Below are 23,802 nucleotides of genomic sequence, written 5' to 3' on the forward strand. Positions count from 1 at the left end.
CCCCGCACACCGGCCCCGGCCCGGCGCGGCGCCGCCCCCACCGGCCTCGCAGGCCGGGCCACGCTGCTCACCGGCGCCGCGGCCGGGCGCACCGCCCCCACCGGCCCCCACCCCGCCGAGCCGCGTCCCGCCCAGGACCCGGTCCCGGTACCGGCCGGACCCGACGCCGCGGGCGGGCCCGGAGAGGTCGAGCCGTGGCTGGTGCGCGACCGGGAGACCTATCTCGCGGACATCGCGGCCTGCCGGCGGGAGCTCCTGGCGGGCACCAGCTACGAGATCTGCCTGACCGACGCGGCGCGGCTGCCCGCACCGCACGACGCGTACGGCTTCTACCGGGCGCTGCGCCGCGTCAATCCCGCCCCCTACGCCGCCTACCTCAAGTTCGGCGACCTCGACGTGGCGGGCTCCTCGCCCGAGCGGTTCCTGCGGATCACCCGGGACGGCGTCGCCGAGGCCAAGCCCATCAAGGGCACCGCGCCGCGCGGCGCCGGAGAGGCGGAGGACGCCCGGCTGCGGGAGGCGCTCGCCGCGGACGCCAAGACCCGCGCCGAGAACCTGATGATCGTCGACCTGCTCCGCAACGACCTGGGGCGGGTCTGCCGGACCGGCACCGTGCGGGTGTCCCGGCTGATGGCGACCGAGACGTACGCGACCGTGCACCAGCTCGTCTCCACCGTCGAGGGCCGGCTGCGCGAGGGCGTGGACGCGGTGGACTGCGTCCGCGCCTGCTTCCCCGGCGGCTCGATGACGGGCGCGCCCAAGCTGCGCACGATGGAGATCATCGACGAGCTGGAGACCGAGGCCCGCGGTGTGTACTCGGGAGCCCTCGGCTATCTGGGCTGCAGCGGCGGCGCGGATCTCAACATCGTCATCCGCACCGCCGTCATGGCCCACGGCGTGCTGCAGCTGGGGGCCGGCGGCGCGATCGTCCTGGACTCGGATCCGGCCGCGGAGTACGACGAGATGCTGCTGAAGACGGCCGCGCAGATGCGCGCCCTGCGCGAGCCCGCCGCGGACGCGGATCCGGGACCCGTCGACGCCGGCGCCGCCGCCCCGGCCGGGAAGCAGGCCGCGCGATGACGGCCTCGCGTACCCCCGGGCCCGGTCCGGTCGTCACCCCCGTCGCGGCGGTGCCGCGGCCCCGGGCGGTCGCCGACGACTCCACCGCCCCCGGCAACCTCGCCGCCCATCTGGCCGCGCTCGCCGAGCGGCGCGGATGGGGCGGGCGGGCCGCGTTCCACCAGGGGCACCGGTTCTGGACCCACGGCGAGGTGCACGACCTCGGGGCGCGTGCGGGCCGGGTGCTCGCCGAGCACGGGGTGCGGCCCGGCGACCGCGTCCTCCTCGCGCTGCCCGACGGGATCGCGTGGGTGGCGGCCTTTCTCGGCGCGGCCCGGATCGGGGCGGTCGCCGTCCTGGTCAACCCCGAACTGCCCGCCGCGGAACACGCGTTCATGGCCGAGGACGCCGGGGCCGTGCTGTGCGTGACGGGACCCGGCCTGGAGGACCGGTTCGCCGACCGGGTCCGGCTCGGCGCCGACCAGCTTCTCGCGCTCGCCCCGACGGCCCGGCCGGCCCGCGCCCACCCGGTCGACGCGCACACGCCGCTGTACGTCCAGTACACCTCGGGCACCACGGGCCGGCCGAAGGGGGTCGTGCACACGCACGGCGACCCGAAGACGTATCACGACCTCATCGGCCGGCGGCTGCTGCGGATCACCGAGGCGGACGTCACCCTCTCGGTGTCGAAGCTGTACTTCGCCTACGGCTTCGGCAACGCCTTCGTCTTCCCGCTCTTCTCGGGCTCCAGCGCCGTGCTGGTGGACCGGCGTCCGTCGCCCGCCGCCGTCGACGAACTCGTCGCCCGGCACCGCGTCACCCTGCTCTACTCGGTGCCCTCGGCGTACGCGGCGCTGGTCGCCGACCGGGGCAGCGGACACGCGGCCTGCTTCGCCTCGGTGCGCGCGGCGGTGTCGGCCGGCGAGGGTCTGCCGGACGGCCTCGGCGCCCGGGTCGCGGACCTGCTCGGCGCGCCCGTGCTGGAGCAGATCGGCTCCACCGAGGCCGGCCACGCCTTCTGCGCCAACAGCCTGGGCCACCACCGGCCCGGCACCGTGGGACGTCCGGTGCCGGGGTTCGAGGTGGAGCTGCGCGACCGGGCCGGGCGGCCGGTGCCCGACGGCGCGGAGGGCGAGATGTGGGTGCGCGGGCCGACGGTGACGCGCGGCTATCTGAACCGGCCCGAGGAGACGGAGCGCGCCCTGGCCGGCGGCTGGCTGGCCACCCACGACCGGGCCCGCCGCGAGCCGGACGGCTCCTACCGCCATCTGGGCCGCGCCGACGACATGGAGATGGTCGGCGGGATCACCGTGTCCCCGCTGGAGGTGGAGGCCGTCCTGCGGGCCCATCCGGCGGTGCGGGAGGTCGCGGTCGCCGCCGTCCCGGACGAGCGGGGCTCCAGCAGACTGCGGGCCTTCGTCGTCCCCGCGGGCCCGATCGGCGCAGCCGCCCTGGAGGCGGAGCTCGTCGCCCTGGCGCGTGATCGCCTCGCCGCCTTCAAGGTGCCCAGAAGCGTCGTCTTCGTGACGTCCCTGCCCCGCACCGCCACCGGAAAGCTCCGGCGCCATCTGGTCCGCCGGGGCGCGTGGTGACCGTGTCCGGGCGCCCGACGACAGACCGACGATCGTCCGGCCGCCGGTCGACCGGATCTCCGTCCGAGAGGAACAGCCACATGTCGCAGCAACCCGCGCTCGCCGACCGCGGATTCTATCTGGGCCCGCTGTTCCGGCGGGCGGCCGACCGCCACGGAGCCGTCTTCGTCACCCTGGACCGGCCGCTGGACACCCATCCCTCCCTTGGCGTCCACCTGGACTACCGGACGCTGGCCGACCTGGTGGAGGAGCTGTCGGCCCGGCTGTGGGCGGCCGGTGTGCGGCCCTCGGAGCGGGTGGCCGTCCACAAGACGGACAACGTCGACATCGTGCTGCTGACCTGCGCGATATCGCGGATCGGCGCGGTGCCCGCGCTGCTCTCCCCAGGGCTGGCCGGTCCGGTCGTGGGGCAGCTGCTCGAACGACTGCGGCAGCCCTGGCTGATCACCGACCGGGCCAAGCTGGAGGGGCCGCTGCGCGGGGTCGGGACGTCCGTGCGGGCGATCCTGTCCGTGGACGACGCGCCCGGCGCCGAGCCGCTGGAGCGGTACGCCGGCGCGCAGCCGCCCGCGCCGGTGCGGCTGCATCCGCGCGAGCCCGCCCTGATCACCCACAGCTCGGGCACCACCGGCCTGCCCAAACTGGCCGTGCACTGCCCGAACACGATGTGGAACCGGCTCGTGCCGCAGAAGGCGATGGGCTGGCCCACCCGCGGCGAGACGGCCGCCCTGCACATGTCGTTCGTGCACTCGCGCTTCTACCACCTGCTCGGCGTGCTGCTGCACTTCGGCAGCCCGCTCGTGCTGATCACCGACCCGGAACCGGCGGCCGTCGGACCGCTGCTGGCCCGCCACCGCCCCGGCATCGTCGAGACCCACCCCAACACCTTCGTGCTGTGGGAGGAGCTGGCCGACGCGCCCGGCGCCCCGCTGTCCCGGGTGAAGTCGTACGGCTCCACGTTCGACGCGATCCACCCGCGCACCGTGCGCCGGCTCCTGGGCGCGTCCACCCGCCGTACGCCCTGGCTGATCCAGCTGTACGGGCAGAGCGAGACGGGTCCCGTCGCGTTCCGGTGGTTCACGCGGCGCAGCGCGGAGCGCGCGGACGGCAGACGGGTCGGAATCGCGATCCCCGGCTTCACCCGGGTGCGGATCGCCGACGCCGAGGGACGGCGGGTCCCGCCCGGCACGCCCGGCCGGATCGAGGCCCGCACCAGGGGACGCATCCTCACCTACCTCGGCGCGCGGGAGCAGTACGACCGTCAGCTCGACGGCGGCTGGTGGCAGATGGGCGACCTGGGCTGCATGAGCCGGCTGGGCGCCCTGCGGCTGATCGACCGCGAGGTGGACCGGATCGACGCGGTGCACAGCAACCTGGAGGTCGAGGACACCCTGATGGAGCGGCTGGAGGAGCTCCGCGAGGTGGTGATCGTGCCCGGCGCGGACCGTGAGCCGGTGCCGGTGGTGTGCGTGCGGGGCGAGCGGCCGCTCGATCCGCAGCGCTGGCGGGAGGCGACGGCCGATCTGCCCGCGATGGCCGAGCCCCGGCAGTGGCGGTTCGAGGAGCTGCCGATGACGGCGACCTGGAAGGTGAAGCGGGTGGAGATCACCCGTCTGCTGACCGGGACGCCGGAGAGCGTGCGCGGGTGAACCCGGTCGTCGTCGTGGGCGCGGGCCCCGTCGGTCTGTCGGCGGCGCTCGCCCTGCGCGCGCGCGGACTGCCCGTCGTGCTGCTGGAGGCGGACGCCGAGGACCGAGAACGGCCGGGCAGCCGCGCCCTGTTCGTGCACCGCGAGACGCTCCGGCTGCTCGACGGGATGCGTCCCGGGCTCGCCGCCGAGATCACGGCCTACGGGCGGACCTGGCACACCCGGCGGACCCTGTACCGGGGCCGCGAGGTGTACTCGCGCACCTTCCCGCCGTCATCGGGCGCCCCGGCCGCGCTCCCGCCCTTCACCAGCCTGCGCCAGGTGGACACCGAGCGCTTCCTGCGCGCCGCCTGCGAGCGGGCCGGGGTCGCCTTCGAGTGGGACGCGCGGGTGAGCGGCGTGGACGCCGCGCCGGGCGAGGTCGTGGTGAGCTGCGAGGACGGACGGGAGTGGCGCGCCGGGCACGTCGTCGCCGCCGACGGGGCCCGCTCGGCGGTCCGGCGTGCGCTGGGCATCGCCATGGAGGGCGTCCGGGGGGAGGGCTTCCACGTCGTCGTGGACGTGGCCGACGTGCCGGGCGGTGAACTGCCGCTGGAGCGGGTCTTCCACTACGAGCATCCGGGGGTGGGCGGCCGCAGCGTGATGCGGGTGCCGTTCACCGGGGGCTTCCAGGTCGACCTGCAGTGCCGCGACGACGACGCGCAGGAGGCGTTCGGGACCGAGGAGGCGGTACGGCGCTGGCTGCCGGCGGTCGTGGGCGAGGGGTACGCCGACCGGATCCTGTGGGTGTCGACGTACCGCTTCCAGCGCCTGGTCGCCGCCTCGTTCACGGATCCCCGCCGGCGGGTGCTGCTGGTCGGCGAGGCAGCGCATCTGTTCCCGCCGTTCGGCGCGCGCGGCATGAACAGCGGGATCGCCGACGCGGCGGCGGCGGCCGGGGCCGTCGCGGCCGGGACCGACGGCGCCGTCGAGGCGTTCGCCGAGGCGCGGCGCGCGGCGGGGCTGTTCAACAGCGCCGCCGCGGGGAGCGCGCTGGAGCATCTGCGGCCGCGCCGCCGGAGCGTACGGCTCCGGCAGCGGGCGGCGGCGGCGCTCGCGCCCGTGCTGCCGTCGTGCGGGTCGTGGCTGGAGCACGCGCCGTACGGGCCGCGCGGCGGGGCCCCCGCGGCAGCGGGCGGAAAGTACTGAGAGGAGCAGACGATGACACGGCATGCGGTCCTGGAGGAGTCGCTGGCGTGGACGCCGGCCAGGGGACTGACGCCCCGCATCGAGACCGGCGGCGGACGGCTGCTCGTGGCGGACTCGTGGCTGGTGCGCGACGGCCGGGTGCGCGGCCTGGAGCGGCACCGGGAGCGGTTCCTGCGGGCCTGCGGCGAGTGCAGCGGGCCGTCGTTGCGCCGACTGCTGGAGTTCTGGCGGGACGCGACGGCCGCGCTGCCGCGCACCGGTGAGTGGTTCCCGCGCGTGGAACTCGCGGCGGGGTCACTGGAGTTGCGGCTGCTGCTGCGGCCCGCCCCGCCGCTGGAGCCGGACGTCCGGGTCTGGGCGGCGGGCCAGCCGGACCCGCGGACGATGCCGCGCCGCAAGGGGCCCGACCTGGACGCCCTGGCCCGGGTGCGCCGCCGGGCGTCCGAGGAGGGTGCGACGGAGGCGGTGCTGGTCGCGCCCTCCGGCGCGGTGCTGGAGGCGGCCACCGCCAGCGTCGTGTGGTGGGAGGGCGATGCGCTGTGTCTGCCCCCGCCCCGGCTGCCGGTGCTGTCCGGGGTGACGGCCGGCCTGATCCAGGAACGGGCCCACCGGCTCGGGGTCCGGGTCGTCCACCGCGAGCGGGCGCTGACGGAGCTGGACGGCCGGGAGGTGTGGCTGGTGAACGCCCTGCACGGGATCCGGCCGGTCACCGGCTGGGCGGGAGGGGCGATCGGCTGCGCGCCCGCCGTGCGGGCGACGGAATGGCGCCCGTGGCTGGAATCGCTGGCGGAGCCGCTTTCCTGCGCCTGAGGCGAGTGCGGCGAGTTTGCGGCGAGTACGGCAGATTGCGGCGCGCGACGAACAGAAAAAGCACGGGAACGGGCATCGGTTGATTTTACCGATGCCCGCGTTCCGTATTTCTGTATTTATTTCCCGGCAGGCTGATAAGCGCCCGGCGTCATACGGGTGGCGATGGCGATCCGGTTGTAGGCGTTGATGACCGTGGCCGCCCAGATCAGCGCCGCCAGCTGCGCCTCGTCGAAGACCTCCGCCGCCTCGGCGTACACCGCGTCCGGCACGTGGCCGTCGTGCACCAGGGTCACGGCCTCGGTCAACGCCAGTGCGGCGCGCTCCCGTTCGTTGAAGAAGGGGGTCTCCCGCCAGGCGTTCAGCGCGTACAGGCGCTGCTCGCTCTCGCCCTGGGCGCGGGCGTCCTTCGTGTGCATGTCGAGGCAGAAGGCGCAGCCGTTGAGCTGCGAGGCGCGGGTCCTGACCAGTTCCAGGATCTCCGGCTCGACCTTCGCGTCCTGCGCGGCGGAAACTGCGGCGGCGTGCAGGGAGCCCATCGCGGCCGAGACCTCGGGGGTCGTCTTCTTGAGGGCCACGCGGGACACGGAATTACTGTTCGTCATGATGGGACTGTATCCGGGAAAATCCAGGAAATCTATCCGGGAAAAGGAATTCCGGAGCCGCTCTCGTCGGAGGGGAGAGCCGTGATCAACCCGTCCAGCGCGCCGGACCACGCGTGGTCCGGCGGCGTCCCGTACCCCACGACCAGGGCGTCCAGGGGTGCGGCGATCGCTCCCGGGTGACGGTAGCGGGGCGTGAGGCCGTCGACGGCCACGCCCTGGTAGGCGGCCGCCCGCAGCACCGGCCCCTCCGTGCCGGGCGGCAGCCGCAGGACGGCGTGCAGGCCGGCCGCGATGCCGGTGACGCGGACCGCCGGGGCGCGGGCGGCCAGCGCCGCGACCAGCGCGTCACGGCGCCGGCGGTAGCGCGTGCGGGCCGCCCGGACATGGCGGTCGTAGGCCCCGGACGTGATGAAATCCGCCAGCGTGAGCTGGTCGAGGGCCCCGGAGGCGTCCATCCCGCCCTTGGCCTCCGCCACCTCCCCGACCAGGTCCGACGGCAACACCATCCAGCCCAGACGCAGGCCGGGGGCGAGCGACTTGCTCGCCGTGCCCAGGTACACCACGTGGCCGGGATCCAGACCCTGGAGGGCGCCGACGGACGGGCGGTCGTAGCGGAACTCCCCGTCATAGTCGTCCTCCAGGACCAGCCCGCCGGTGCGTCGCGCCCAGTCCACTACGGCGGCCCGCCGGTCGCGGTGCAGGGGCACGCCCATCGGGAACTGGTGGGCGGGGGTGAGCAGGACCGCGCCCGCGTCCGTCAGCCGCCCGGTGTCCGTGCCCCGTTCGTCGAAGGGCAGCGCGGTCGTCGTCATCCCGGCCGCGGCCAACAGCCTCCAGTGCTCGTCCAGACCGTAGGACTCGACGGCGACCGTGTGCGCGCCGCGCGCCCGCAGGACGGCGGTGAGCAGTTTCAGCCCGTGCGCGAACCCGGCGCACACCACGATGCGCTCGGGGTCGGCGCGCACCCCGCGGGCGCGGGAGAGGTACTCGGCGAGCGCGGTGCGCAGCTCCACCCGGCCACGGGGGTCGCCGTAGCCGAAGGCCTCGGAGGGGGCGGCGGTGAGGGCGCGGCGGGCCGCCTTGAGCCACTCGGCGCGCGGGAAGGAGCCGAGGTCGGGGGTGCCGGGACGCAGGTCGTACGCGGGCTCGCGCCGTTCGGGGCGCCGGGGCGTGGCGCCGCCGGCCGGCGGGACGACCGTCCGGTCCGCTACCCGGGTGCCCGAGCCCTGGCGGGCGGTGAGCCAGCCCTCGGCGACGAGGTCGGCGTAGGCGTCGGCGACCGTGTTGCGGGCGATGCCCAGGTCGGCGGCGAGGGAGCGGGAGGAGGGCAGACGGGCGCCGGGCGGGAGCCGGCCGCTGCGGACAGCCTCGCGCAGGGCGTCGGTCAGCCCCCGCCGCAGCCGCGGTCCGGTGGGTTCCAGGTGAAGGTCGACGCCCAAAGTGGCCCGGGTTCTCGCCATGGAAATGGACCATACTCCTGGGCTGCCTGGCTCCTAGGGTCGAGGTCATGACGACAGACGCACCCGCCGCGAGCAGCACGACCGCCACCACGACCACGACGGCCGACGCAGAGGTTCGGTACGCGCCCGCGCACACCCCCCGGCTCGACTGGACCGAGCACGCCCCCGAGGTCTTCAAGGCGATGGTCCGGCTGGACGCCGCCGCCCGTAAGGGCCTCGATCCGAAGCTGCTGGAGCTGGTGAAGATCCGCGCCTCGCAGATCAACCGTTGCGCGCTCTGCCTCGACATGCACAGCAAGGACGCGCTCGCGGCGGGCGAGAGCGTCGAGCGGATCGTCCAGCTCAGCGCCTGGGAGGAGTCGGAGCACTTCTACACCGAGCGGGAGCTCGCGGCGCTGGCGCTGACCGAGGCCGTGACCGTGCTCACGGAAGGCTTCGTGTCCGACGAGGTATACGAGCGCGCCGCCCGGCACTTCGCGGAGCCCGAGCTGGCGCAGCTGATCGCCGCGATCACGGTGATCAACGCCTGGAACCGGTTCGGCGTGACCTGCCGGCTGGTGCCGGGGCACCACCGGCCGGGGCAGCACACGTGAGCCGCACGATCCTTCTCGACCGGGAGGTCGGCCGGGCCATGTCCGCGCTGAGCGCGGCGGCGAAGCGGGGCCTCGGCGATCCCGCGCTCGCCGAACTGGTGGTGATCCGCGCCTCGCAGCTCAACCACTGCGCGTTCTGCCTGGACATGCACCTCACGATCGCCCGCGAACAGGGCGTGGGCGCGCGCCAGTTGGACATGCTCAGCGCCTGGGAGGAGGCGGGCGACGTCTTCGACGAGCGGGAGCGGGCCGCGCTCGCGCTGACCGAGGCCGTGACGGTCCTGACGGAGGGGTTCGTGCCGGACGAGGTGTACGCCGAGGCCGCCCGCCGCTTCGCGGACGCCGAACTCGCCCATCTCGTCGCGCTGATCACCGCCATCAACAACTGGAACCGGGTGATGGTCGCCCGGCGCATCCCACCAGGGGGTTACACACCATGAGCAAGGCGGACGACTTCCGACGACTGCACCAGGGCCGCGCGCCGGGCGCCCCTCCCCCACTGCCTTAAGGGCATGGGGGCCCCGGCGACGGCGACGCGGACGGGGCCGTCGAGCGGGCGGCACTGTACGTGGCGGCCGGCACCGACTGCGTGTCCCGATCGGCGCGCCGGTGGACGTCCTGCCGTCGCTGCGGTCGGGCATCCGGGGCCCGGTCAACGTGGGCGGGTGGACGGACGGCGAGGGCCCCTCGCCCGCCGTGCTCGGCGAACTCGGGGCCACCCGCGTCACATTCGGACCGGGACTGCGGCGCCGGGCGACGGCCGCCCTGCGGGAGATCGGCGACGAAGTCCGCCGACGGCGGCGCTCACGGCAGCACAGGGCCGCTCGGAACAGCCCGGGACAGCTCTGAACATCTCAGGACAGCCACGCCTTCCAGGTCGACGCGTTGCCCTCCACCCACTTCTTCGCCGCGTCCTCCGGCGTGAGCTTCTGGTCGGCGATCATCAGGGACACCTCGTTCTGGTCCTCGGTCGTCCACCGGAACTTCTTCAGGAAGGCCGCCGCCTTGCCGCCGTCCTTCGCGAAGCCGGCGTTGAGGTACTTCTGCAGCGGGGTGTGCGGGTAGGCGCAGGCGACCTTCGCCGGGTCCGCGTCGCAGCCCTCCTTGTAGGGGGGCAGCTTCACCTCGGTCATCGGGACCTTCTTGAACAGCCACTGCGGCGAGTACCAGTAGGTGAGGAAGGGTTTCTTCTCCTTGGCGAACTGCCGCATCTGGGTGATCTGGGCGGCCTCCGAACCGGCGAACACGACCTGGAAGTCGAGGTCCAGATTCTTCACCAGGGCCTTGTCGTTGGTGACGTAGGAGGGCGAGCCGTCCATGAGCTGGCCCTTGCCGCCGCTCTCAGCGGTGGCGAACTGCGCCGCGTACTTGTCGAGGTTCTTCCAGTTCGTGACGTCCGGGTGCTGCTTGGCGAAGTACGTCGGCACGAACCAGCCGATGTGGCCGGTGACGCCGAGGTCGCCGCCCGGCGTGATCGTCTTCTTGTCCTTGATGTAGCGCTGTTCCTGCTCCGGGTGACCCCAGTCCTCCAGGATCGCGTCGACCCGGCCCTGGCTGAGCGCGTCCCAGGCGGGCACCTCGTCGACCTGCACGGTGTCGACGCGGTAGCCCAGCTCGTGTTCCAGCAGGTACTGGGCGACGGCCACGTTGGCCTGGGCGCCCACCCAGGACTGGACGGACAGGGTCAGGGACTTGGCGCCCCGCGCGTTGGCGAACGGCGAGGCCTGCTTCGTCATGTCGGCGGCGCCGCAGCCGGTCAGCAGGAGCAGGGCGGAGGCGCCGGCCACGGTCGCGGTGGTACGGATGCGCATGTCACGCTCCCTTCTTGATGCGGCGTTCCGTCGGCTGGGTCACCCGGTCGAGCATCAGACCCAGGCAGACGATGGCCGCGCCGGCCACCAGACCGGTGGCGAGGTCGCCCTGGGCGAGGCCGAAGACGACGTCGTAGCCGAGGGCGCCGCCGCCGACCAGACCGCCGATGATGACGACGGCGAGGACCAGGACCACGCCCTGGTTGAGGGCGAGCAGCAGGGCCGGGCGGGCCAGCGGGAGCTGCACCTGCCGGATCTGCTGGCCGCTGCTCGCGCCGAGCGAGCGGGCCGACTCCAGGGCGGCCGGGTCGACCTGGCGCAGCCCCTGGGTGGTGATGCGGACGACGGCGGGCAGGGCGTAGACGACCGCTGCGGCCACCGCGGGCGCGCGCCCGACGCCGAACAGCGCGACGACCGGGATCAGGTACACGAACTGCGGCATCGTCTGGAAGACGTCGAGGACGGGCCGCAGGAGCCGCTCGAAGCGGTCGCTGCGGGCGGCGGCGATGCCGGTGGCGAAGCCCAGGACGAGGGTGACGGCCACCGCGGCGAGGACCTGCGACAGCGTGTCGAGCGAGGGCTTCCACACGCCGAGCACGCCGATCGCGGCCATGGCGAGGACGGCGGTGAGCGCGGTCCGCCAGGTGCCGATCACCCAGGCGAGCGCGGCGACGATCAGCAGCACCGACCACCAGGGCAGGGCCTGGAGGCCGTCGCGCAGCGGGTCGAGGACCCAGGTGGTGAAGTGTCCGGCCCAGTCGGCGGTGCCGCCGATCACGGGCACGCCCGAGTAGAGGTGGTCCGTCATCCAGTCGACGGCCCGGTTGACGGGCTCGGCGATGTTCAGCGTCCAGGCGTCGGGCCAGTCGAGCCGGCCGGCGAACCGTCCTATGAGCGCCACCACGAGGGCGGCCGCGAGCGCGGCCGTCCAGCCCGAGCGCCGGGAGAGGCCGGCGCGTCCCGGCTGTGCGGCGCCGGGGTCGCCCTCGCCGGCCGCGCCGGTGACCCGGTCCAGGACGACTGCGAGCAGGACGATCGGGATGCCGGCGGCGAGGGCCGCGCCCACGTCGACCGAGGCGAGCGCCTGGTAGACGCGGTCGCCGAGGCCGCCCGCGCCGATCACCGAGGCGATGACCGCCATGGACAGCGCCATCATGATCGTCTGGTTGAGGCCCAGCAGGAGTTCCTTGCGGGCCAGCGGGATGCGCGCGGTCAGCAGACGCTGGCGGGAGGTGGCGCCCAGCGACTCGACCGCCTCCAGCACCTCCTTGTCGGCGCCGCGCAGACCGAGCGCGGTGAGCCGGGCCATGGGCGGGGCGGCGTAGACGACGGTGGCCAGGACGGCCGCGGGGACGCCGATGCCGAAGACCAGGACCACCGGGAGCAGGTAGGCGAACGCGGGCAGCACCTGCATGGTGTCCAGGACGGGGCGCAGGACGCGGTCCATCCGGTCCGACAGTCCGGCGGCGAGGCCCAGCACGGCGCCGACGGCGACGGACACGAGGACCGCCACGACCATCAGCGCGAGCGTCTGCATGGTCGGGATCCACATGCCGAGCAGCCCGCAGGTCAGGAACGCGGCGGCGGTGCCGAGCCCGAGCCGCAGCCCGGCGACCCGCCAGGCGACGAGTCCGGCCACGGCGGTGACGCCGGCCCAGCCGGCGGCGAGCAGGACCAGGTAGACGGCTCGCACGGAGAGCACGACCGCGTTGCTGAGGTAGCCGAAGCCGTACAGGAACAGCGGGTGGCTGTCGCGGTTGTCGATGATCCAGTCGCTGACCCTGCCCAGCGGCTGGGTGAGGTCGACGGTGAGAGCGGCGGGCCAACTGCCGCTGGCCCAGCGGGCGTCGGCGAGCGGGACCAGGATCGCCGCGGCGAGCGCCAGCAGGGCGAGTTTGGCGACGACGCGGTGTTTGAGGATGCCCGGCAGGGAGACCCGGGGCGCGGGTGCGGTGACGGTAGCCATGTCAGACCGCCTCCTTGCGGAGCTCCGTTCCGGCCACGACGTCGAGGAGCCGTTCGTGGTCGACGACCCCCAGACACCGGCCGTCCTCCACGACGCACGCGGGCCGGTGGCTGTGCGCCACGACCTGGATCGCGTCGGCGACGACCGCGTCGGCGGCGATCGCGCCGGGGTGGTCGGGGCCGCCGCACTCGCCGGGGCGCATGGCCCGGCGGACCGTCATGACCTGTTCGCGCGGGACGTCGCGGACGAACTCGCGGACGTAGTCGTCGGCGGGCGAGCCGACGATCTCCTCCGGGGTGCCGAGCTGCACGACCTCGCCGTCGCGCATGAGGGCGATGCGGTCGCCGAGCTTGAGGGCCTCGCTGAGGTCATGGGTGATGAAGACCATCGTGCGGCCTTCCTCCTGGTGCAGCCGGACGACCTCCTCCTGCATGTCGCGCCGGATCAGCGGGTCGAGCGCGCTGAACGGCTCGTCGAACAGCAGGACCTCGGGGTCCACGGCGAGCGCGCGGGCCAGTCCGACGCGCTGGCGCTGGCCGCCGGACAGCTCGCTGGGCCTGCGGTGCTCCATGCCTTCGAGGCCGACCTTCTCGACGACCTCCTGGGCCCGCTCGCGGCGTTCGGACCGGCCGACGCCCTGGATCTCCAGGCCGTAGGCGACGTTGTCGACGACGGTGCGGTGCGGGAGCAGGCCGAAGTGCTGGAAGACCATCGCGGCGCGGTGCCGGCGCAGTTCGCGCAGGGTGGTGCGGTCCATGGCCCGCACGTCCTCGCCCTCGATGGCGATGGTGCCGGCCGTCGGTTCGATCAGCCGGGTCAGACAGCGCACGAGGGTGGACTTGCCGGAGCCGGACAGGCCCATGACGACGAAGACCTCGCCCTTGTGCACGTCGAAGGAGACGTCCCGGACGGCGGCGGTGCAGCCGGTGCGGGAGCGCAGTTCGGCGGGGGGCAGGGAGGTCAGTTCGGGGTCGGCGGGGACGGTTTCGGCCTTCGGGCCGAACACCTTCCACAGGCCGTCCACCGAGAAGACCGGCGGGCGCGTCTCGATGCTCGCGGGGATACTCGTGCCGGTGCTCAGGTCGGTACTCATCAGGCATCGCCTCCGATCAGGTCCACGGCCCGTTCGCCGACCATCAGCACGCCGATCATCGGGTTCACGGCTGTCATGGTCGGGAACACGGAGGCGTCCGCGATGCGGATGCCGTCCAGTCCACGGATACGCAACTGGGGGTCCACTACCGCCAGTTCGTCGTCGGCGGCGCCCATCTTGCAGGTGCCCGCCGGGTGGTACACGGTGTGCGCGACCTTGCGCGCGTACTCGCTCAGCTCCTCGTCGCCCGTGACGTGCGGGCCGGGGGCGACCTCGCGCTTGAGCCAGCCGGCCAGCGGCTCGGTCTTGGCGATCTCGCGGGCGATGCGGATGCCGTCGACGAGGGTGCGGCCGTCGTAGTCGTCCTCGTCGGTGAAGTAGCGGAAGTCGAGGGCGGGCTTGACGCTCGGGTCCGCGCTGACCAGGAAGAGCCGTCCGCGGGACTTCGGCTTGGGGATGTTGGGGGTCATCGAGACGCCGTGCGCCGGGCGTTCGTAGCCGAGCCGCTCCGGGTTGTCGGTGAAGGGGACCTGGTAGAAGTGGAACATCAGGTCGGGGCCCGCGTGTTCGGGGTCGCGGCGCACGAACAGGCCGGCGTCGGAGTCCATCGCGGAGTTCTCCGGGAGCGGCCCGTGGGTCTCCCAGACGATCACCGACTCGGGGTGGTCGAGCAGGTTCTCGCCGACGCCGGGCAGGTCGTGGACGACGGGTATGCCGAGCGCGTCCAGGTCGGCCTTGGGGCCGATGCCGGAGTGCAGCAGCAGGCGGGGCGTGTCGATCGCGCCCGCGCAGAGCACGACCTCGCGCCGGGCCCGCACGAGGCTCTCCGTGCCGTCCTTCGCGCGCACGTGCACGCCCTGCGCGCGGGCGCCGTCCAGCTCCAGCCGGTGCGCCCAGGTCTCCAGCCAGAGCGTCAGGTTGGGCCGCTCGTCCATCACCGGGTGGAGATAGGCGACCGAGGCGGACGAGCGCTTGTTGGTCTCCGGGTGGTAGGCGAGGTCGAAGAAGCCGACGCCGTCGTCGAAGGGCTTGTCGTTGAAGCCTTCGACGCGGGGCACTCCGGTCGCCTGCTGTGCGGCCTCGACGAAGTCGCGGGCGATGGCGTTGCGGTCCTTCTCGTCGACCGGGACGATGTTGTTCAGCAGGCGCGCGTAGTACGCCTCCATCGAGACCGCGCCCCAGCCCTGCGCGCCGGCCGCCTCCCACTCGTCGAAGTCGGACGGCAGCGGCTTGAAGGCGATGAGGGTGTTGTGCGAGGAGCAGCCGCCGAGGACGCGGGCGCGGCTGTGCCGGATGTGGGAGTTGCCGCGCGGCTGCTCGGTGGTGGGGTAGTCGTAGTCCAGTTCGCCGCCGAGCAGGCCCATCCAGCGGCGCAGAGTGAGGACGTCGTCGCGGCCGACGTCGCTGGGGCCGCCCTCGATGACGGCGACGGTGACGTCCGGGTTCTCGGTGAGCCGTGAGGCGATGACGGAACCGGCGGTTCCGCCTCCGACGATCACATAGTCATAGACGGGTGAGGTCTCTGGCATGAGGGGTACTCCAGGGGCGGGCGAAGTCTTCTCGGGCGTCAGGGCGAGGGAGCGGGGTGCGGGAGGGAGCGGGGCACGGGATGCGGGATGCGCGCTGCCGGGTGCGGGATGCGCGCCGCGGGATGCGCGGGCCGGGCCGGGGCGGCGGGTCAGCCGGCGAACCAGCGGACCGGCTGCGGCGCGAGGTTCTGGTAGACGTGCTTGACCTCGCGGTACTCGGCGAGCCCGGCGGGGCCGAGTTCGCGGCCCACGCCGCTCTTGCCGAAGCCGCCCCACTCCGCCTGCGGCAGGTAGGGGTGGAAGTCGTTGATCCAGACGGTGCCGTGGCGCAGCCGGCCGGCGACCCGTCGGGCGCGGCCGGCGTCGGAGGTCCAGACACCGCCCGCGAGGCCGTACTCGGTGTCGTTGGCGAGGGCCACCGCCTCGTCCTCGGTGCGGAAGGTCTCGACGGTGAGGACGGGCCCGAAGACCTCTTCCCGCACGACGCGCATCTCGCGGTGGCAGTGGTCGAGCACGGTGGGCTCGTAGAAGTAGCCGGACTCGGGCCGCTGCGGGGAGGGGTCCGGCCGTCGGCCGCCCGATCGCAGGACGGCCCCTTCGGCGAGCGCGGAGGCCACGTACTCCTCGGTCTTGGCGCGCTGCTGCTCGGAGACGAGCGGACCGCATTCGACGCCGCTCTCGGTGCCGCGTCCGAGGCGGATCCTCCCGGCTCGGCGGGCGAGTTCGTCGACGAAGCGGTCGCGGACCGACTCCTCGACGATGAGCCGGGAGCCCGCCGAGCAGACCTGGCCGCTGTGGATGAAGGCCGCGTTGAGGGCCTGGTCGACGGCGGTGTCGAAGCCCTCGTCGGTGGCGCAGGCGTCGGCGAAGACCACGTTGGGGTTCTTGCCGCCGAGTTCGAGGGCGACCTTCTTGACGGTCGGGGCGGCCGCCTGTGCGACCTTGGTGCCGCTGACCAGACCACCGGTGAAGGACACCAGGTCGACGTCGGGGTGTTCGGCGAGCCGGGCGCCGACCGTGTGGCCGGGGCCGGTGACGATGTTCGCGACGCCGGCGGGCAGTCCGGCCTCGGCGAGCAGGTCGATCAGCGCGATCGTGGTCAGGGGGGTGATCTCGCTCGGCTTGACGACGAAGGTGTCGCCGGCGGCCAGGGCCGGAGCGATCTTCCAACTCGCCTGCAGAAGCGGATAGTTCCAGGGGGTGATCAGCGCGCACACACCGATGGGCTCATGGACGACGACGCTGTGGACGTCCGCCGAGCCCGCGTCCACGACCCGGCCCGGGGCCTCGGCCGCGACGAGGCCGGCGAAGTAGCGGAAGGCGTCGGCGACGCAGTCGATGTCGACGCGGCCCTCTTCGAGGGTCTTGCCCGCGTCACGGCTCTCCAGCAGGCCGAGCCGTTCGCGGTCGCGTATGAGGAGGTCGGCTACACGGCGCAGCAGTGCGGCGCGTTCGACGGCCGGAGTGCGTGGCCACTCGCCCTCGTCGAAGGCGGTGCGGGCGGCCGCCACTGCCAGGTCGGCGTCCTTCTCGTCGCCTTCCGCCACCACCGCGAAGGGGCGGCCGTCCGCGGGATCGAGGACTTCCCGGGTTGCTCCGGAGGCGGCTGCCAGCCACTCGCCGCCCGCGTGAATCGTCCGGCACTCCCGCTGTTCCGTCTGTTCCGTCGTGTCGGCCATGATCGGTGTTGCCTTCCGTTCCTGTTCCGTCCCCCTGTGTCACCCGTGGGTCACCGCCGGGGACCGCGTCCACATTCCCCGAAGACCTCATTGCATGCGCAATCCATGGCCTAAAGTGCGCTGAGTCACTGAGAGATAGGACATAACGGGGCAAAACAGGTGTCATGGTGACGGTTCGCTCACACGGAATCGCCCCAGAAGTCACGGTCGGCCATCAGGTCCCGCACCGCGCCGCGCAGCCACGCGTGCGCGGGGTCGGCGTCATGCCGGGGGTGCCAGGCCATGCCCAGCCGCAGCGGCGGCAGATCCAGCGGCACCTCGAAGGAGACCAGGCCGAGGCTCCTCGCCAGCGGCAGCCCCCAGGCGGTGTTCAGCCCCACCAGATCGGTGTCGCGGATGACGAAGAGCGAGGCCGGGAGCGAGCCGACCGCGCCCACCACCCGCCGCTCCAGCCCCAGTGCCGCGAGCGCCGCGTCGACCGGCCCGTACAGCCTGCCGCGCCGGGAGACGATGATGTGGTCCGCCTCCCGGGCGAACCGCTCTGGCGTCAACGCGCCGTCCAGCAAGGGGTGTCCGGCGCGGGCGACCCCCAGCATCCGGTCCTCGTGGAGCTGCTCGCGGTGCACCTCGGGGGCCACGGTGTCGATGACGCCCACCTCCAGGTCGGCGGTGCCCTCGCGCAGGAACGGCGCGTCGACGTGGCTCTCGCCCAGGAAGCGGACGCGGATGCCGGGAGCCTCGGCGGCGGCGCGGGCGTACAGGGCCGGTCCGTGGGCGGCCGCGACGGCGTCGTGACCGAGGATCGTGAGCGTGCGGGTCACCGTCCTGACGTCGGTCCCCTCGGCCGGCGCGAACAGCGCCCGGGCCCGCTCCACGACCGCGCTCACCTCCGCCCGCACGGCGAGGGCGCGCGACGTCGGCACCATGCGCCGCCCGGCCCGCACCAGGATCGGGTCCCCCAGCGCCCTGCGGACCCGGCCCAGGGTGCGGCTCATCGCGGGCTCGGACAGGTGCAGGCGGCGGGCCGCGCCCTGCACGCTCTGCTCCTCCAGCAGGACGTCCAGCGCGACCAGCAGATTCAGATCCAGCCCGACGGGTCCGGCGGCTCCGACGGATCCCGCAGGCCCGCTCACGGATTGCGTCACACGCACTCACCTCTTGCAAAGGTTGCACTGGAAAGCAGGACGACGCCGAGCCTACGGTGAACGGGCATCCCACTCCGACGAGCTCCCCGGGAGGAGCCGTGCCCTCGCACGCCCTGAAACGGTCCACCCTTCTCGCGCTGTGCGCCTGCGTGCTGGTCGCCCAGAGCATGGTCGCCGCCATCAACCTCCTGATCCCGCAACTGGCTTCGTCCTCGCTGCACCCCTCGCACAGCGAGGTCCTGTGGACCGTCGACGCCTATGTCATCGTCTTCGCGGGCCTGCTCATCCCGGCCGGCGCGATCGGCGACCGGCACGGCCGCAAGGGCGCTCTCCTCGCCGGCCTCGGTCTGTTCGCCCTCGGGGCCGCCACCAGCGCGTTCGCCCCCGACCCGGCGGTGCTCATCGTGGGCCGGGGCATCTCGGGAGCGGGCGCGGCGCTCATCACCCCGGCGACGATGTCGATCCTCGTCCACCTCGCCGGACCGCAGGGCAGGGCCCGGGCGATGGGCTCCTGGACCCTCGCCATGGGGCTCGGCGGCCTGGCGGGCAACCTGGGCGGCGGCCTGGCCGGCCAGTTCCTGACCTGGCGGGCCCTGTTCGCCGCGATGATCCCGTTGGCGGCGCTGCTGGCGCCGGCCGTGGCGCTGACCACCCCGCGCACGGACCGCTCGCCGCACAGCGACCTCGACCCGTTCGGAGCCCTGCTGCTCGTCGCCGGACTGGTCGCCGTGCTCTTCGGCATCATCGAGGGCCCGGACCACGGCTGGACCTCGCCGCCCATCCTGGGCTCGTTCGCGGCGGGAGCCGCCCTGACCGTCGCGTTCACCCTGCGCTCCCTGCGCTCGCGCACCCCCCTCTTCGACCCGCGCGCCTTCCGCTCCCCCCGCCTGCGCGCGACCGGCCTGGGTCTGGCGACCGGCTTCTTCGGCCTGTTCGCGCTGTTCTTCGTCAACTCCCAGTACCTACAGGAGGTCAAGGGGTACGGACCCGCCCACACCGGCATCGCCATCGTCCCGCTGATCGCCGGCATGGCCCTGGTCCCCAAGCTGGCCGCCCGCTGGTCGGCCCGTCCCCGCCCGGTCATCGGCTCCGGGCTCGCCCTGATCGGCCTCGGCCTGCTCGGCGCGTCCACCGCGGACGCCGGCACGCCCTACCCGGTGTACGCCGGCTGGCTGCTCGTCATCTCGGCGGGGATGGGTCTGTCGATGCCCGCGCTGACCCTGGGCGTCGTCACCTCGCTCCCGCCCCACCAGGCGGGTCTCGGCTCCGGCCTCGGCACGTCGGCCCGCGAGATCGGCGCGGCCCTCGGCGTCGCGGTCGCCGGCACCGTCCTGGCCGGGCACGCCGGCTTCGCCGCCGGCATGGGCCCGGCCCTGCGCACGGTCGCGGTGGTGGTGCTGGCGGCGACGGCGCTGGTGGTGACCGGTCTCGGCGCGCCCGGCCGCCGTCGGAGCTTCGACAACGGCCTGAATCCGTCCGAGAGTTGAATTACTCTTCGTGTTCAGACCGCCACGCTGAGCCGCGCGAAGGGGACGCCATGCCCGGGAGGAATTGCCGTGCGAGCCCTCGACCTGAGCAACGCAGCCTGGCGGAAGTCCAGCTACGGCAACCCGGACGCCGGTGAGTGGCTCGAAGTGTCCGACGACTTCCTGAGCACCGCTGCCTGGCGCAAGTCCAGCTACAGCAACACCACCGGCGGTGAGTGCCTCGAAGTCGCCGACCACATCCCGGCCGTCGTCCCGGTCCGCGACAGCAAGAACCCCGAGCGAGGCGCCCTGGTGTTCGAACTCGGCGCATGGACACGCTTCGTCGGCGCCCTCAAGCGGAGCTGAACCGGAGCTGGACGCAGACGATCCCCGGACGGTTCGACCGTCCGGGGATCGTGGCGTTCAGGCTCAGATCAGGCCGAGGGCGCGAACCGCCTCGCGCTCCTCCGCGAGCTCCTGCACCGACGCGTCGATGCGGGCGCGGGAGAACTCGTTGACGTCCAGGCCCTGGACGATCTCATACTTGCCGTCCTTGGTGGTGACCGGGAAGGAGGAGATGAGGCCCTCCGGGACGCCGTAGGAACCGTCGGACGGGATGCCCATGGAGGCCCAGTCGCCGTCGGCGGTGCCGTTGACCCAGGTGTACACGTGGTCGATGGCCGCGTTGGCGGCGGAGGCGGCCGAAGAGGCGCCGCGGGCCTCGATGATGGCCGCGCCGCGCTTGGCGACGGTCGGGATGAAGTCCTCGGCCAGCCACTTCTCGTCGCCCACGACCTCGGCGGCGTTCTTGCCGGCGACGGTGGCGTGGAAGATGTCCGGGTACTGGGTGGCGGAGTGGTTGCCCCAGATGGTCAGCCGCTTGATGTCGGCGACCGTCGAGCCCGTCTTCTTCGCGAGCTGGGTCAGCGCGCGGTTGTGGTCGAGGCGGGTCATCGCGGTGAAGCGCTCGGCCGGTACGTCCGGGGCGGCGGCCTGGGCGATCAGCGCGTTGGTGTTGGCCGGGTTGCCGACGACCAGGACCTTGATGTCGTCCGCGGCGTGGTCGTTGATGGCCTTGCCCTGCGGCTTGAAGATGCCGCCGTTGGCCTCCAGGAGGTCGCCGCGCTCCATGCCCTTGGTGCGGGGGCGGGCGCCGACGAGCAGGGCCACGTTCGCGCCGTCGAAGGCGACGTTCGGGTCGTCCGTGATGTCGATGCCCTGCAGCAGCGGGAAGGCGCAGTCGTCGAGCTCCATGGCGGTGCCCTCGGCGGCCTTCAGGGCCGGGGTGATCTCCAGCAGGCGCAGTTTGACCGGCACGTCCGCGCCGAGCAGCTGGCCGGAGGCGATGCGGAAGAGCAGGGCGTAACCGATCTGGCCGGCCGCGCCGGTGACGGTGACGTTCACGGGAGTGCGGGTCATGGCGTTCTCCGTATGACAGCTGTCGGTGGGGCGTCCCTGCCCCGGGCGGGACGTACAAATGATCGATCTCTTGGTATCAAGAGATCCAACCAGCGGTCAGGCTATCGCGCATCCGGGATCGCGGACGTCCGGGGGCGTGTGGCCCGTCCCACAGAGTGGACTTCGGCGCGCGGGACACCCCTGACGAGAACCGCGGGAGACAAGCGGCGGCCGCCGGTCCGGGAGAGGTGGAACCGAGCGGCCGCCGTGGGGGAACCGGGTCGCGCCGGAGTCCCGTGGGGGTACGGTTCGCCTGCCCGGCGACCGGCGCGGCTATTCCTGTGCGCCCCGAATTTCTCGGCGGCCGGTCCGGCCGCCGCCGGGTCAGGGCGTGCAGCCCTGCTGCCCGGAGGCCAGCACCGCGCAGGCCGTCGCCCCGTCGGCGCTGTCCACGGCCACCATGGGCGTGTACGCGATGGTGTCGCCCGCCGCCGTGACGCGGCCGGTGCGCCGCACCGAACCGGCCGTCACCTGCACCGTGTCTCCGGGCGCGGCCCGGGTGATCCGGCCCCAGGCCGCCCCGCAGACGCTGCTGAAGCGGACCTCTACCAGGGTCGCGCCGACCGTCGCGGTCCTCGCCGTCGCCGCGAGGTCGCTGCACCCCGTCGCCTCTGCGTCCCGGCCCGTGCAGTCGGGTCCGGCGCACAGCACCCCGGAGGGCAGGACGCGGGGCGCGGGGCCGACGGCGAGGGCGACTCGGCCACGCCCACCGCCTGCGGGTCCCCGTGGCCGGTGAGGAAGTAAGCGCCGGCCGCGACGATCAGCACGCCCAGGGTTCCGGCGAGCAACAGCCCCGACCGCTGCCGGCCCGCGCCGCGGGGCCGCGTCCCGGTCCGGGCCCGCTCGCCGCCGGGCGGGGAGGGCGGTGGGCCGAACCGCCCCGGCAGGGCCCGCGCGGGTAGGGTCCCGGCGGTCCGCGCGCCGCCGTCACCGCGGCCTTCACCCCCCTCGCCCCCGTCGCCGCCCTCGCCCCCGTCGTACCGGGCCCCCGAGCGGTTCCAGGCCCGCTCGGCCAGCTCCCACAGGGCGACCAGATGGAGCGCGGGGGTGCCGGTGACCTCGGCCAGCGCCACGACCGCGCCCTTGGGCGCCAGCAGCCGGCCGTGGAGATAACGCTCCCAGGACGACCTGCCGTAGCCCGTGCGGTCCGCCACCGCCGCGACGCTCAGCCCGGCACGGTCCATGATCCGTCGCATCACCTCGACCAATTCCCGTACCTGCGGGTCGAGTTCACCCGGCAGGGCTTTCCAGCGAGGCATCCGGCCCCCTTCTCACTGCGCCGAGTCCCATGGGTCGTGCACGACCCGATGCGACGACGATCCGGGACACATGCCCGGACGGTCAACGTAAGCACACAACGGGTGCGCCGCGCCGGGGCCGCTCCGGCTCATCCGAAGGCGAGCGCTCCCCCGACGGCGGTCGCCAGCAGGGCGAGCAGGAGCAGGGCCGCATAGAGGAGGAGGCGACCGACGGGCCGCGGCGAGGGGGGCGGCACGGGCTCCTCCAGACGGTCCCACCAGGGCACCGTCGGATCCTCCTCGTACGCCCCGGCCGGGTCCGCCGGCGCCGGCCGCGGCCACGCCTCGACGGCCAGTTCCCAGCGCACGACATGGCGTTCGGCGTCCGCGCCGGCCAGCCCCGCCACCCGGCACAGCGCGGCGACGGCCTGCCGGGGCGGCGGCTGGACGGCGTTGAGATAGCGCTGCCAGGACGACTTGCTGTACGCGGTGCGCGCGCCGAGCGCGGCCAGGCTGAGGCCCGTGCCGTCCTTGAGCCGCCGCAACTGCTCCACGAAGTGCCGCACCTCCGACGGCAGTCCGTCGGGCAGCGGCTGCCAGGCGCCCATCCGGCCCCCTCTCCTTCGATCCGTTGCAGGGACGACGCCGGGCGGCCGGACGGTTCCCGCGCCGGTGGCGGCTGTGGCGGTGCGCGCACACGGTAGCGGAACGGTCACTTCCGTGGCACAGCGTCCGAACAGCCGTTGAACAGGCCGTTCGAGGTGGGAGAACGTGGAACGCGTCGGCGGCCCGTCCTCCTCGGGGGATGAGGACGGGCCGCCGCACGTCCTCGGTCAGCCGCTGACCGTGAAGTGCAGGGTGTCCTTCAGGAACGGGATCTGCAGCCACGGACTGGGCTGGGCCATCAGCGCCAGCAGCACGATCGCCGTGCCGAGCACCCCGTAGGTCACGATGTCCGTGAAGCGGGAGCGCACGGCGAGCATGCCGACGCCGGGCAGCAGCCAGCGCAGGACCGCGCCGGCCAGCAGCCCCACGCCGATCAGGAGCGTGCCGACCCGGAACAGGTCGAGCGCGGTCAGCAGCAGTCCGAGCGCCACGACGCCCAGCACGGCGATGATCGGCCACTGCCGGGCGGCCAGGGCGTCGCCCGGCGCGGCCCGGCCGGCTCCCTCGGGGCGCGCGGTGTCCCGGGTGAACTTCGGGAAGCGGCGGGTGGTGCGACGCGGCACGCCGTCGGCGTCCGGCGCGCTGATGGCGTCCCGGACCTCGATCTCGTCGACGTCCTCGCCCCTCGTGCCCACGCCGTCCGTGCCCACGCCGTCCGGGCCCGCGTCGTTCCGGTCCGCGCCCTCCACGTCCGCGCCCTTCACGTCCGCACCTTTCACGTCCGCGCCCTCCACGTCCGCGCCTTTCACGTCCGCACCTTTCACGTCCGCGCCCTCCACGTCCGCGCCTTTCACGTCCG

22 protein-coding genes and 1 pseudogene are annotated in these 23,802 nt (G+C 73.6%); 10 read left to right on the forward strand and 13 right to left on the reverse strand.

Annotated features, from left to right (window positions below):
* From pabB to ACFVYK_RS33465, 5 genes are all read left to right on the forward strand, one after another.
* Window positions 1-1,080: aminodeoxychorismate synthase component I (gene pabB / locus ACFVYK_RS33445; protein WP_389780484.1), on the forward strand; the 1,080-nt coding region annotated here is incomplete at its 5' end.
* Window positions 1,077-2,651, forward strand: coding sequence for a benzoate-CoA ligase family protein (locus ACFVYK_RS33450; RefSeq protein ID WP_389780485.1), 1,575 nt, complete (start codon window positions 1,077-1,079; stop codon window positions 2,649-2,651). The genes pabB and ACFVYK_RS33450, both read left to right, overlap by 4 nt.
* 80 nt (window positions 2,652-2,731) lie before the next feature.
* The gene (locus ACFVYK_RS33455) at window positions 2,732-4,300 is read left to right on the forward strand and encodes a class I adenylate-forming enzyme family protein (protein ID WP_389780486.1); all 1,569 of its coding nucleotides are present in this window, start codon (window positions 2,732-2,734) and stop codon (window positions 4,298-4,300) included.
* The gene (locus tag ACFVYK_RS33460; RefSeq protein WP_389780487.1) at window positions 4,297-5,487 is read left to right on the forward strand and encodes an FAD-dependent monooxygenase; all 1,191 of its coding nucleotides are present in this window, start codon (window positions 4,297-4,299) and stop codon (window positions 5,485-5,487) included. Before ACFVYK_RS33455 ends, ACFVYK_RS33460 begins: the two co-directional genes overlap by 4 nt.
* Before the next feature lie 12 nt (window positions 5,488-5,499).
* Window positions 5,500-6,297, forward strand: a complete 798-nt coding sequence (locus tag ACFVYK_RS33465; protein WP_389780488.1) for an aminotransferase class IV — start codon at window positions 5,500-5,502, stop codon at window positions 6,295-6,297.
* 116 nt (window positions 6,298-6,413) lie between these two features.
* Here the strand turns inward: ACFVYK_RS33465 and ACFVYK_RS33470 are convergent, their stop codons facing one another.
* Together ACFVYK_RS33470 and ACFVYK_RS33475 are read right to left on the reverse strand one after the other, a co-directional pair.
* The gene (locus ACFVYK_RS33470) at window positions 6,414-6,899 is read right to left on the reverse strand and encodes a carboxymuconolactone decarboxylase family protein (RefSeq protein WP_389780489.1); all 486 of its coding nucleotides are present in this window, start codon (window positions 6,897-6,899) and stop codon (window positions 6,414-6,416) included.
* 32 nt (window positions 6,900-6,931) lie between these two features.
* Window positions 6,932-8,359 carry a PLP-dependent aminotransferase family protein gene (locus tag ACFVYK_RS33475; protein WP_389780490.1) on the reverse strand — a complete coding sequence of 476 codons (1,428 nt, stop codon included), beginning with the start codon at window positions 8,357-8,359 and terminating at the stop codon, window positions 6,932-6,934.
* Between the two features lie 47 nt (window positions 8,360-8,406).
* On the opposite strand from ACFVYK_RS33475, the gene ACFVYK_RS33480 reads away from it, so the two are divergent.
* The 3 genes and pseudogenes from ACFVYK_RS33480 to ACFVYK_RS33490 form a co-directional block, all read left to right on the forward strand.
* Complete coding sequence (locus tag ACFVYK_RS33480) at window positions 8,407-8,952, forward strand: carboxymuconolactone decarboxylase family protein (protein ID WP_389780491.1); 546 nt, start codon at window positions 8,407-8,409, stop codon at window positions 8,950-8,952.
* Complete coding sequence (locus ACFVYK_RS33485) at window positions 8,949-9,392, forward strand: carboxymuconolactone decarboxylase family protein (RefSeq protein WP_389780492.1); 444 nt, start codon at window positions 8,949-8,951, stop codon at window positions 9,390-9,392. Before ACFVYK_RS33480 ends, ACFVYK_RS33485 begins: the two co-directional genes overlap by 4 nt.
* An 83-nt stretch (window positions 9,393-9,475) precedes the next feature.
* Window positions 9,476-9,801, forward strand: a pseudogene (locus tag ACFVYK_RS33490) (isocitrate lyase/phosphoenolpyruvate mutase family protein); the annotation flags it as partial.
* A gap of 5 nt (window positions 9,802-9,806) precedes the next feature.
* Here the strand turns inward: ACFVYK_RS33490 and ACFVYK_RS33495 are convergent.
* The 6 genes from ACFVYK_RS33495 to ACFVYK_RS33520 all read right to left on the reverse strand — a co-directional run bounded on the left by ACFVYK_RS33495 (window position 9,807) and on the right by ACFVYK_RS33520 (window position 18,175).
* Window positions 9,807-10,763: an ABC transporter substrate-binding protein gene (locus ACFVYK_RS33495; protein ID WP_389780493.1), complete on the reverse strand. Its 957-nt coding sequence runs from the start codon at window positions 10,761-10,763 to the stop codon at window positions 9,807-9,809.
* Window position 10,764: 1 nt separating this feature from the next.
* Window positions 10,765-12,729, reverse strand: coding sequence for an ABC transporter permease (locus ACFVYK_RS33500; protein WP_389780494.1), 1,965 nt, complete (start codon window positions 12,727-12,729; stop codon window positions 10,765-10,767).
* Between the two features lies 1 nt (window position 12,730).
* The gene (locus ACFVYK_RS33505) at window positions 12,731-13,822 is read right to left on the reverse strand and encodes a glycine betaine/L-proline ABC transporter ATP-binding protein (protein WP_389780495.1); all 1,092 of its coding nucleotides are present in this window, start codon (window positions 13,820-13,822) and stop codon (window positions 12,731-12,733) included.
* Complete coding sequence (locus ACFVYK_RS33510) at window positions 13,822-15,351, reverse strand: GMC family oxidoreductase (RefSeq protein WP_389780496.1); 1,530 nt, start codon at window positions 15,349-15,351, stop codon at window positions 13,822-13,824. Before ACFVYK_RS33510 ends, ACFVYK_RS33505 begins: the two co-directional genes overlap by 1 nt.
* A gap of 149 nt (window positions 15,352-15,500) precedes the next feature.
* Complete coding sequence (locus tag ACFVYK_RS33515; protein ID WP_389780497.1) at window positions 15,501-17,030, reverse strand: aldehyde dehydrogenase family protein; 1,530 nt, start codon at window positions 17,028-17,030, stop codon at window positions 15,501-15,503.
* Window positions 17,031-17,209: 179 nt separating this feature from the next.
* A complete protein-coding gene (locus tag ACFVYK_RS33520; protein ID WP_389780498.1) occupies window positions 17,210-18,175 on the reverse strand; it encodes a LysR family transcriptional regulator in 966 nt (321 codons plus the stop codon).
* Window positions 18,176-18,273: 98 nt separating this feature from the next.
* On the opposite strand from ACFVYK_RS33520, the gene ACFVYK_RS33525 reads away from it, so the two are divergent.
* Complete coding sequence (locus ACFVYK_RS33525) at window positions 18,274-19,662, forward strand: MFS transporter (protein WP_389780499.1); 1,389 nt, start codon at window positions 18,274-18,276, stop codon at window positions 19,660-19,662.
* Between the two features lie 69 nt (window positions 19,663-19,731).
* Window positions 19,732-20,007 (forward strand): DUF397 domain-containing protein, encoded by a 276-nt coding sequence (locus ACFVYK_RS33530; protein ID WP_389780500.1) that lies wholly within the window; start codon window positions 19,732-19,734, stop codon window positions 20,005-20,007.
* A 63-nt stretch (window positions 20,008-20,070) separates the two neighbouring features.
* Here the strand turns inward: ACFVYK_RS33530 and ACFVYK_RS33535 are convergent, their stop codons facing one another.
* The 5 genes from ACFVYK_RS33535 to ACFVYK_RS33555 form a co-directional block, all read right to left on the reverse strand.
* Window positions 20,071-21,060: a malate dehydrogenase gene (locus tag ACFVYK_RS33535; RefSeq protein ID WP_389780501.1), complete on the reverse strand. Its 990-nt coding sequence runs from the start codon at window positions 21,058-21,060 to the stop codon at window positions 20,071-20,073.
* A 363-nt stretch (window positions 21,061-21,423) separates the two neighbouring features.
* Entirely contained in the window at window positions 21,424-21,750 is a 327-nt protein-coding gene (locus ACFVYK_RS33540) for a DUF2690 domain-containing protein (protein ID WP_389780502.1), read from the reverse strand.
* Window positions 21,645-22,358: a helix-turn-helix domain-containing protein gene (locus tag ACFVYK_RS33545; RefSeq protein ID WP_389780503.1), complete on the reverse strand. Its 714-nt coding sequence runs from the start codon at window positions 22,356-22,358 to the stop codon at window positions 21,645-21,647. The genes ACFVYK_RS33540 and ACFVYK_RS33545 overlap by 106 nt, the downstream gene beginning before the upstream one ends.
* A 128-nt stretch (window positions 22,359-22,486) precedes the next feature.
* On the reverse strand, window positions 22,487-22,945 hold the full coding sequence (locus ACFVYK_RS33550; protein ID WP_389780504.1) for a helix-turn-helix domain-containing protein: 459 nt from the start codon (window positions 22,943-22,945) through the stop codon (window positions 22,487-22,489).
* Window positions 22,946-23,170: 225 nt separating this feature from the next.
* Complete coding sequence (locus ACFVYK_RS33555; protein WP_389780507.1) at window positions 23,171-23,653, reverse strand: DUF3017 domain-containing protein; 483 nt, start codon at window positions 23,651-23,653, stop codon at window positions 23,171-23,173.
* Window positions 23,654-23,802: the final 149 nt, after the last annotated feature.

The organism is Streptomyces sp. NPDC058291, assembly GCF_042880855.1.
In the GTDB taxonomy this organism is placed as follows: Bacteria; Actinomycetota; Actinomycetes; order Streptomycetales; family Streptomycetaceae; genus Streptomyces.

Coding starts and splice junctions, on each gene's coding strand:
- ACFVYK_RS33515 (WP_389780497.1), bottom strand. CDS start 17,030: ATGGCCGACACGACGGAACAGACGGAACAGCGGGAGTGCCGGACGATT.
- ACFVYK_RS33550 (WP_389780504.1), bottom strand. CDS start 22,945: ATGGGCGCCTGGCAGCCGCTGCCCGACGGACTGCCGTCGGAGGTGCGG.
- ACFVYK_RS33510 (WP_389780496.1), bottom strand. CDS start 15,351: ATGCCAGAGACCTCACCCGTCTATGACTATGTGATCGTCGGAGGCGGA.
- ACFVYK_RS33450 (WP_389780485.1), top strand. CDS start 1,077: ATGACGGCCTCGCGTACCCCCGGGCCCGGTCCGGTCGTCACCCCCGTC.
- ACFVYK_RS33500 (WP_389780494.1), bottom strand. CDS start 12,729: ATGGCTACCGTCACCGCACCCGCGCCCCGGGTCTCCCTGCCGGGCATC.
- ACFVYK_RS33470 (WP_389780489.1), bottom strand. CDS start 6,899: ATGACGAACAGTAATTCCGTGTCCCGCGTGGCCCTCAAGAAGACGACC.
- ACFVYK_RS33475 (WP_389780490.1), bottom strand. CDS start 8,359: ATGGCGAGAACCCGGGCCACTTTGGGCGTCGACCTTCACCTGGAACCC.
- ACFVYK_RS33535 (WP_389780501.1), bottom strand. CDS start 21,060: ATGACCCGCACTCCCGTGAACGTCACCGTCACCGGCGCGGCCGGCCAG.
- ACFVYK_RS33480 (WP_389780491.1), top strand. CDS start 8,407: ATGACGACAGACGCACCCGCCGCGAGCAGCACGACCGCCACCACGACC.
- ACFVYK_RS33495 (WP_389780493.1), bottom strand. CDS start 10,763: ATGCGCATCCGTACCACCGCGACCGTGGCCGGCGCCTCCGCCCTGCTC.
- ACFVYK_RS33455 (WP_389780486.1), top strand. CDS start 2,732: ATGTCGCAGCAACCCGCGCTCGCCGACCGCGGATTCTATCTGGGCCCG.
- ACFVYK_RS33505 (WP_389780495.1), bottom strand. CDS start 13,822: ATGAGTACCGACCTGAGCACCGGCACGAGTATCCCCGCGAGCATCGAG.
- ACFVYK_RS33465 (WP_389780488.1), top strand. CDS start 5,500: ATGACACGGCATGCGGTCCTGGAGGAGTCGCTGGCGTGGACGCCGGCC.
- ACFVYK_RS33545 (WP_389780503.1), bottom strand. CDS start 22,358: ATGCCTCGCTGGAAAGCCCTGCCGGGTGAACTCGACCCGCAGGTACGG.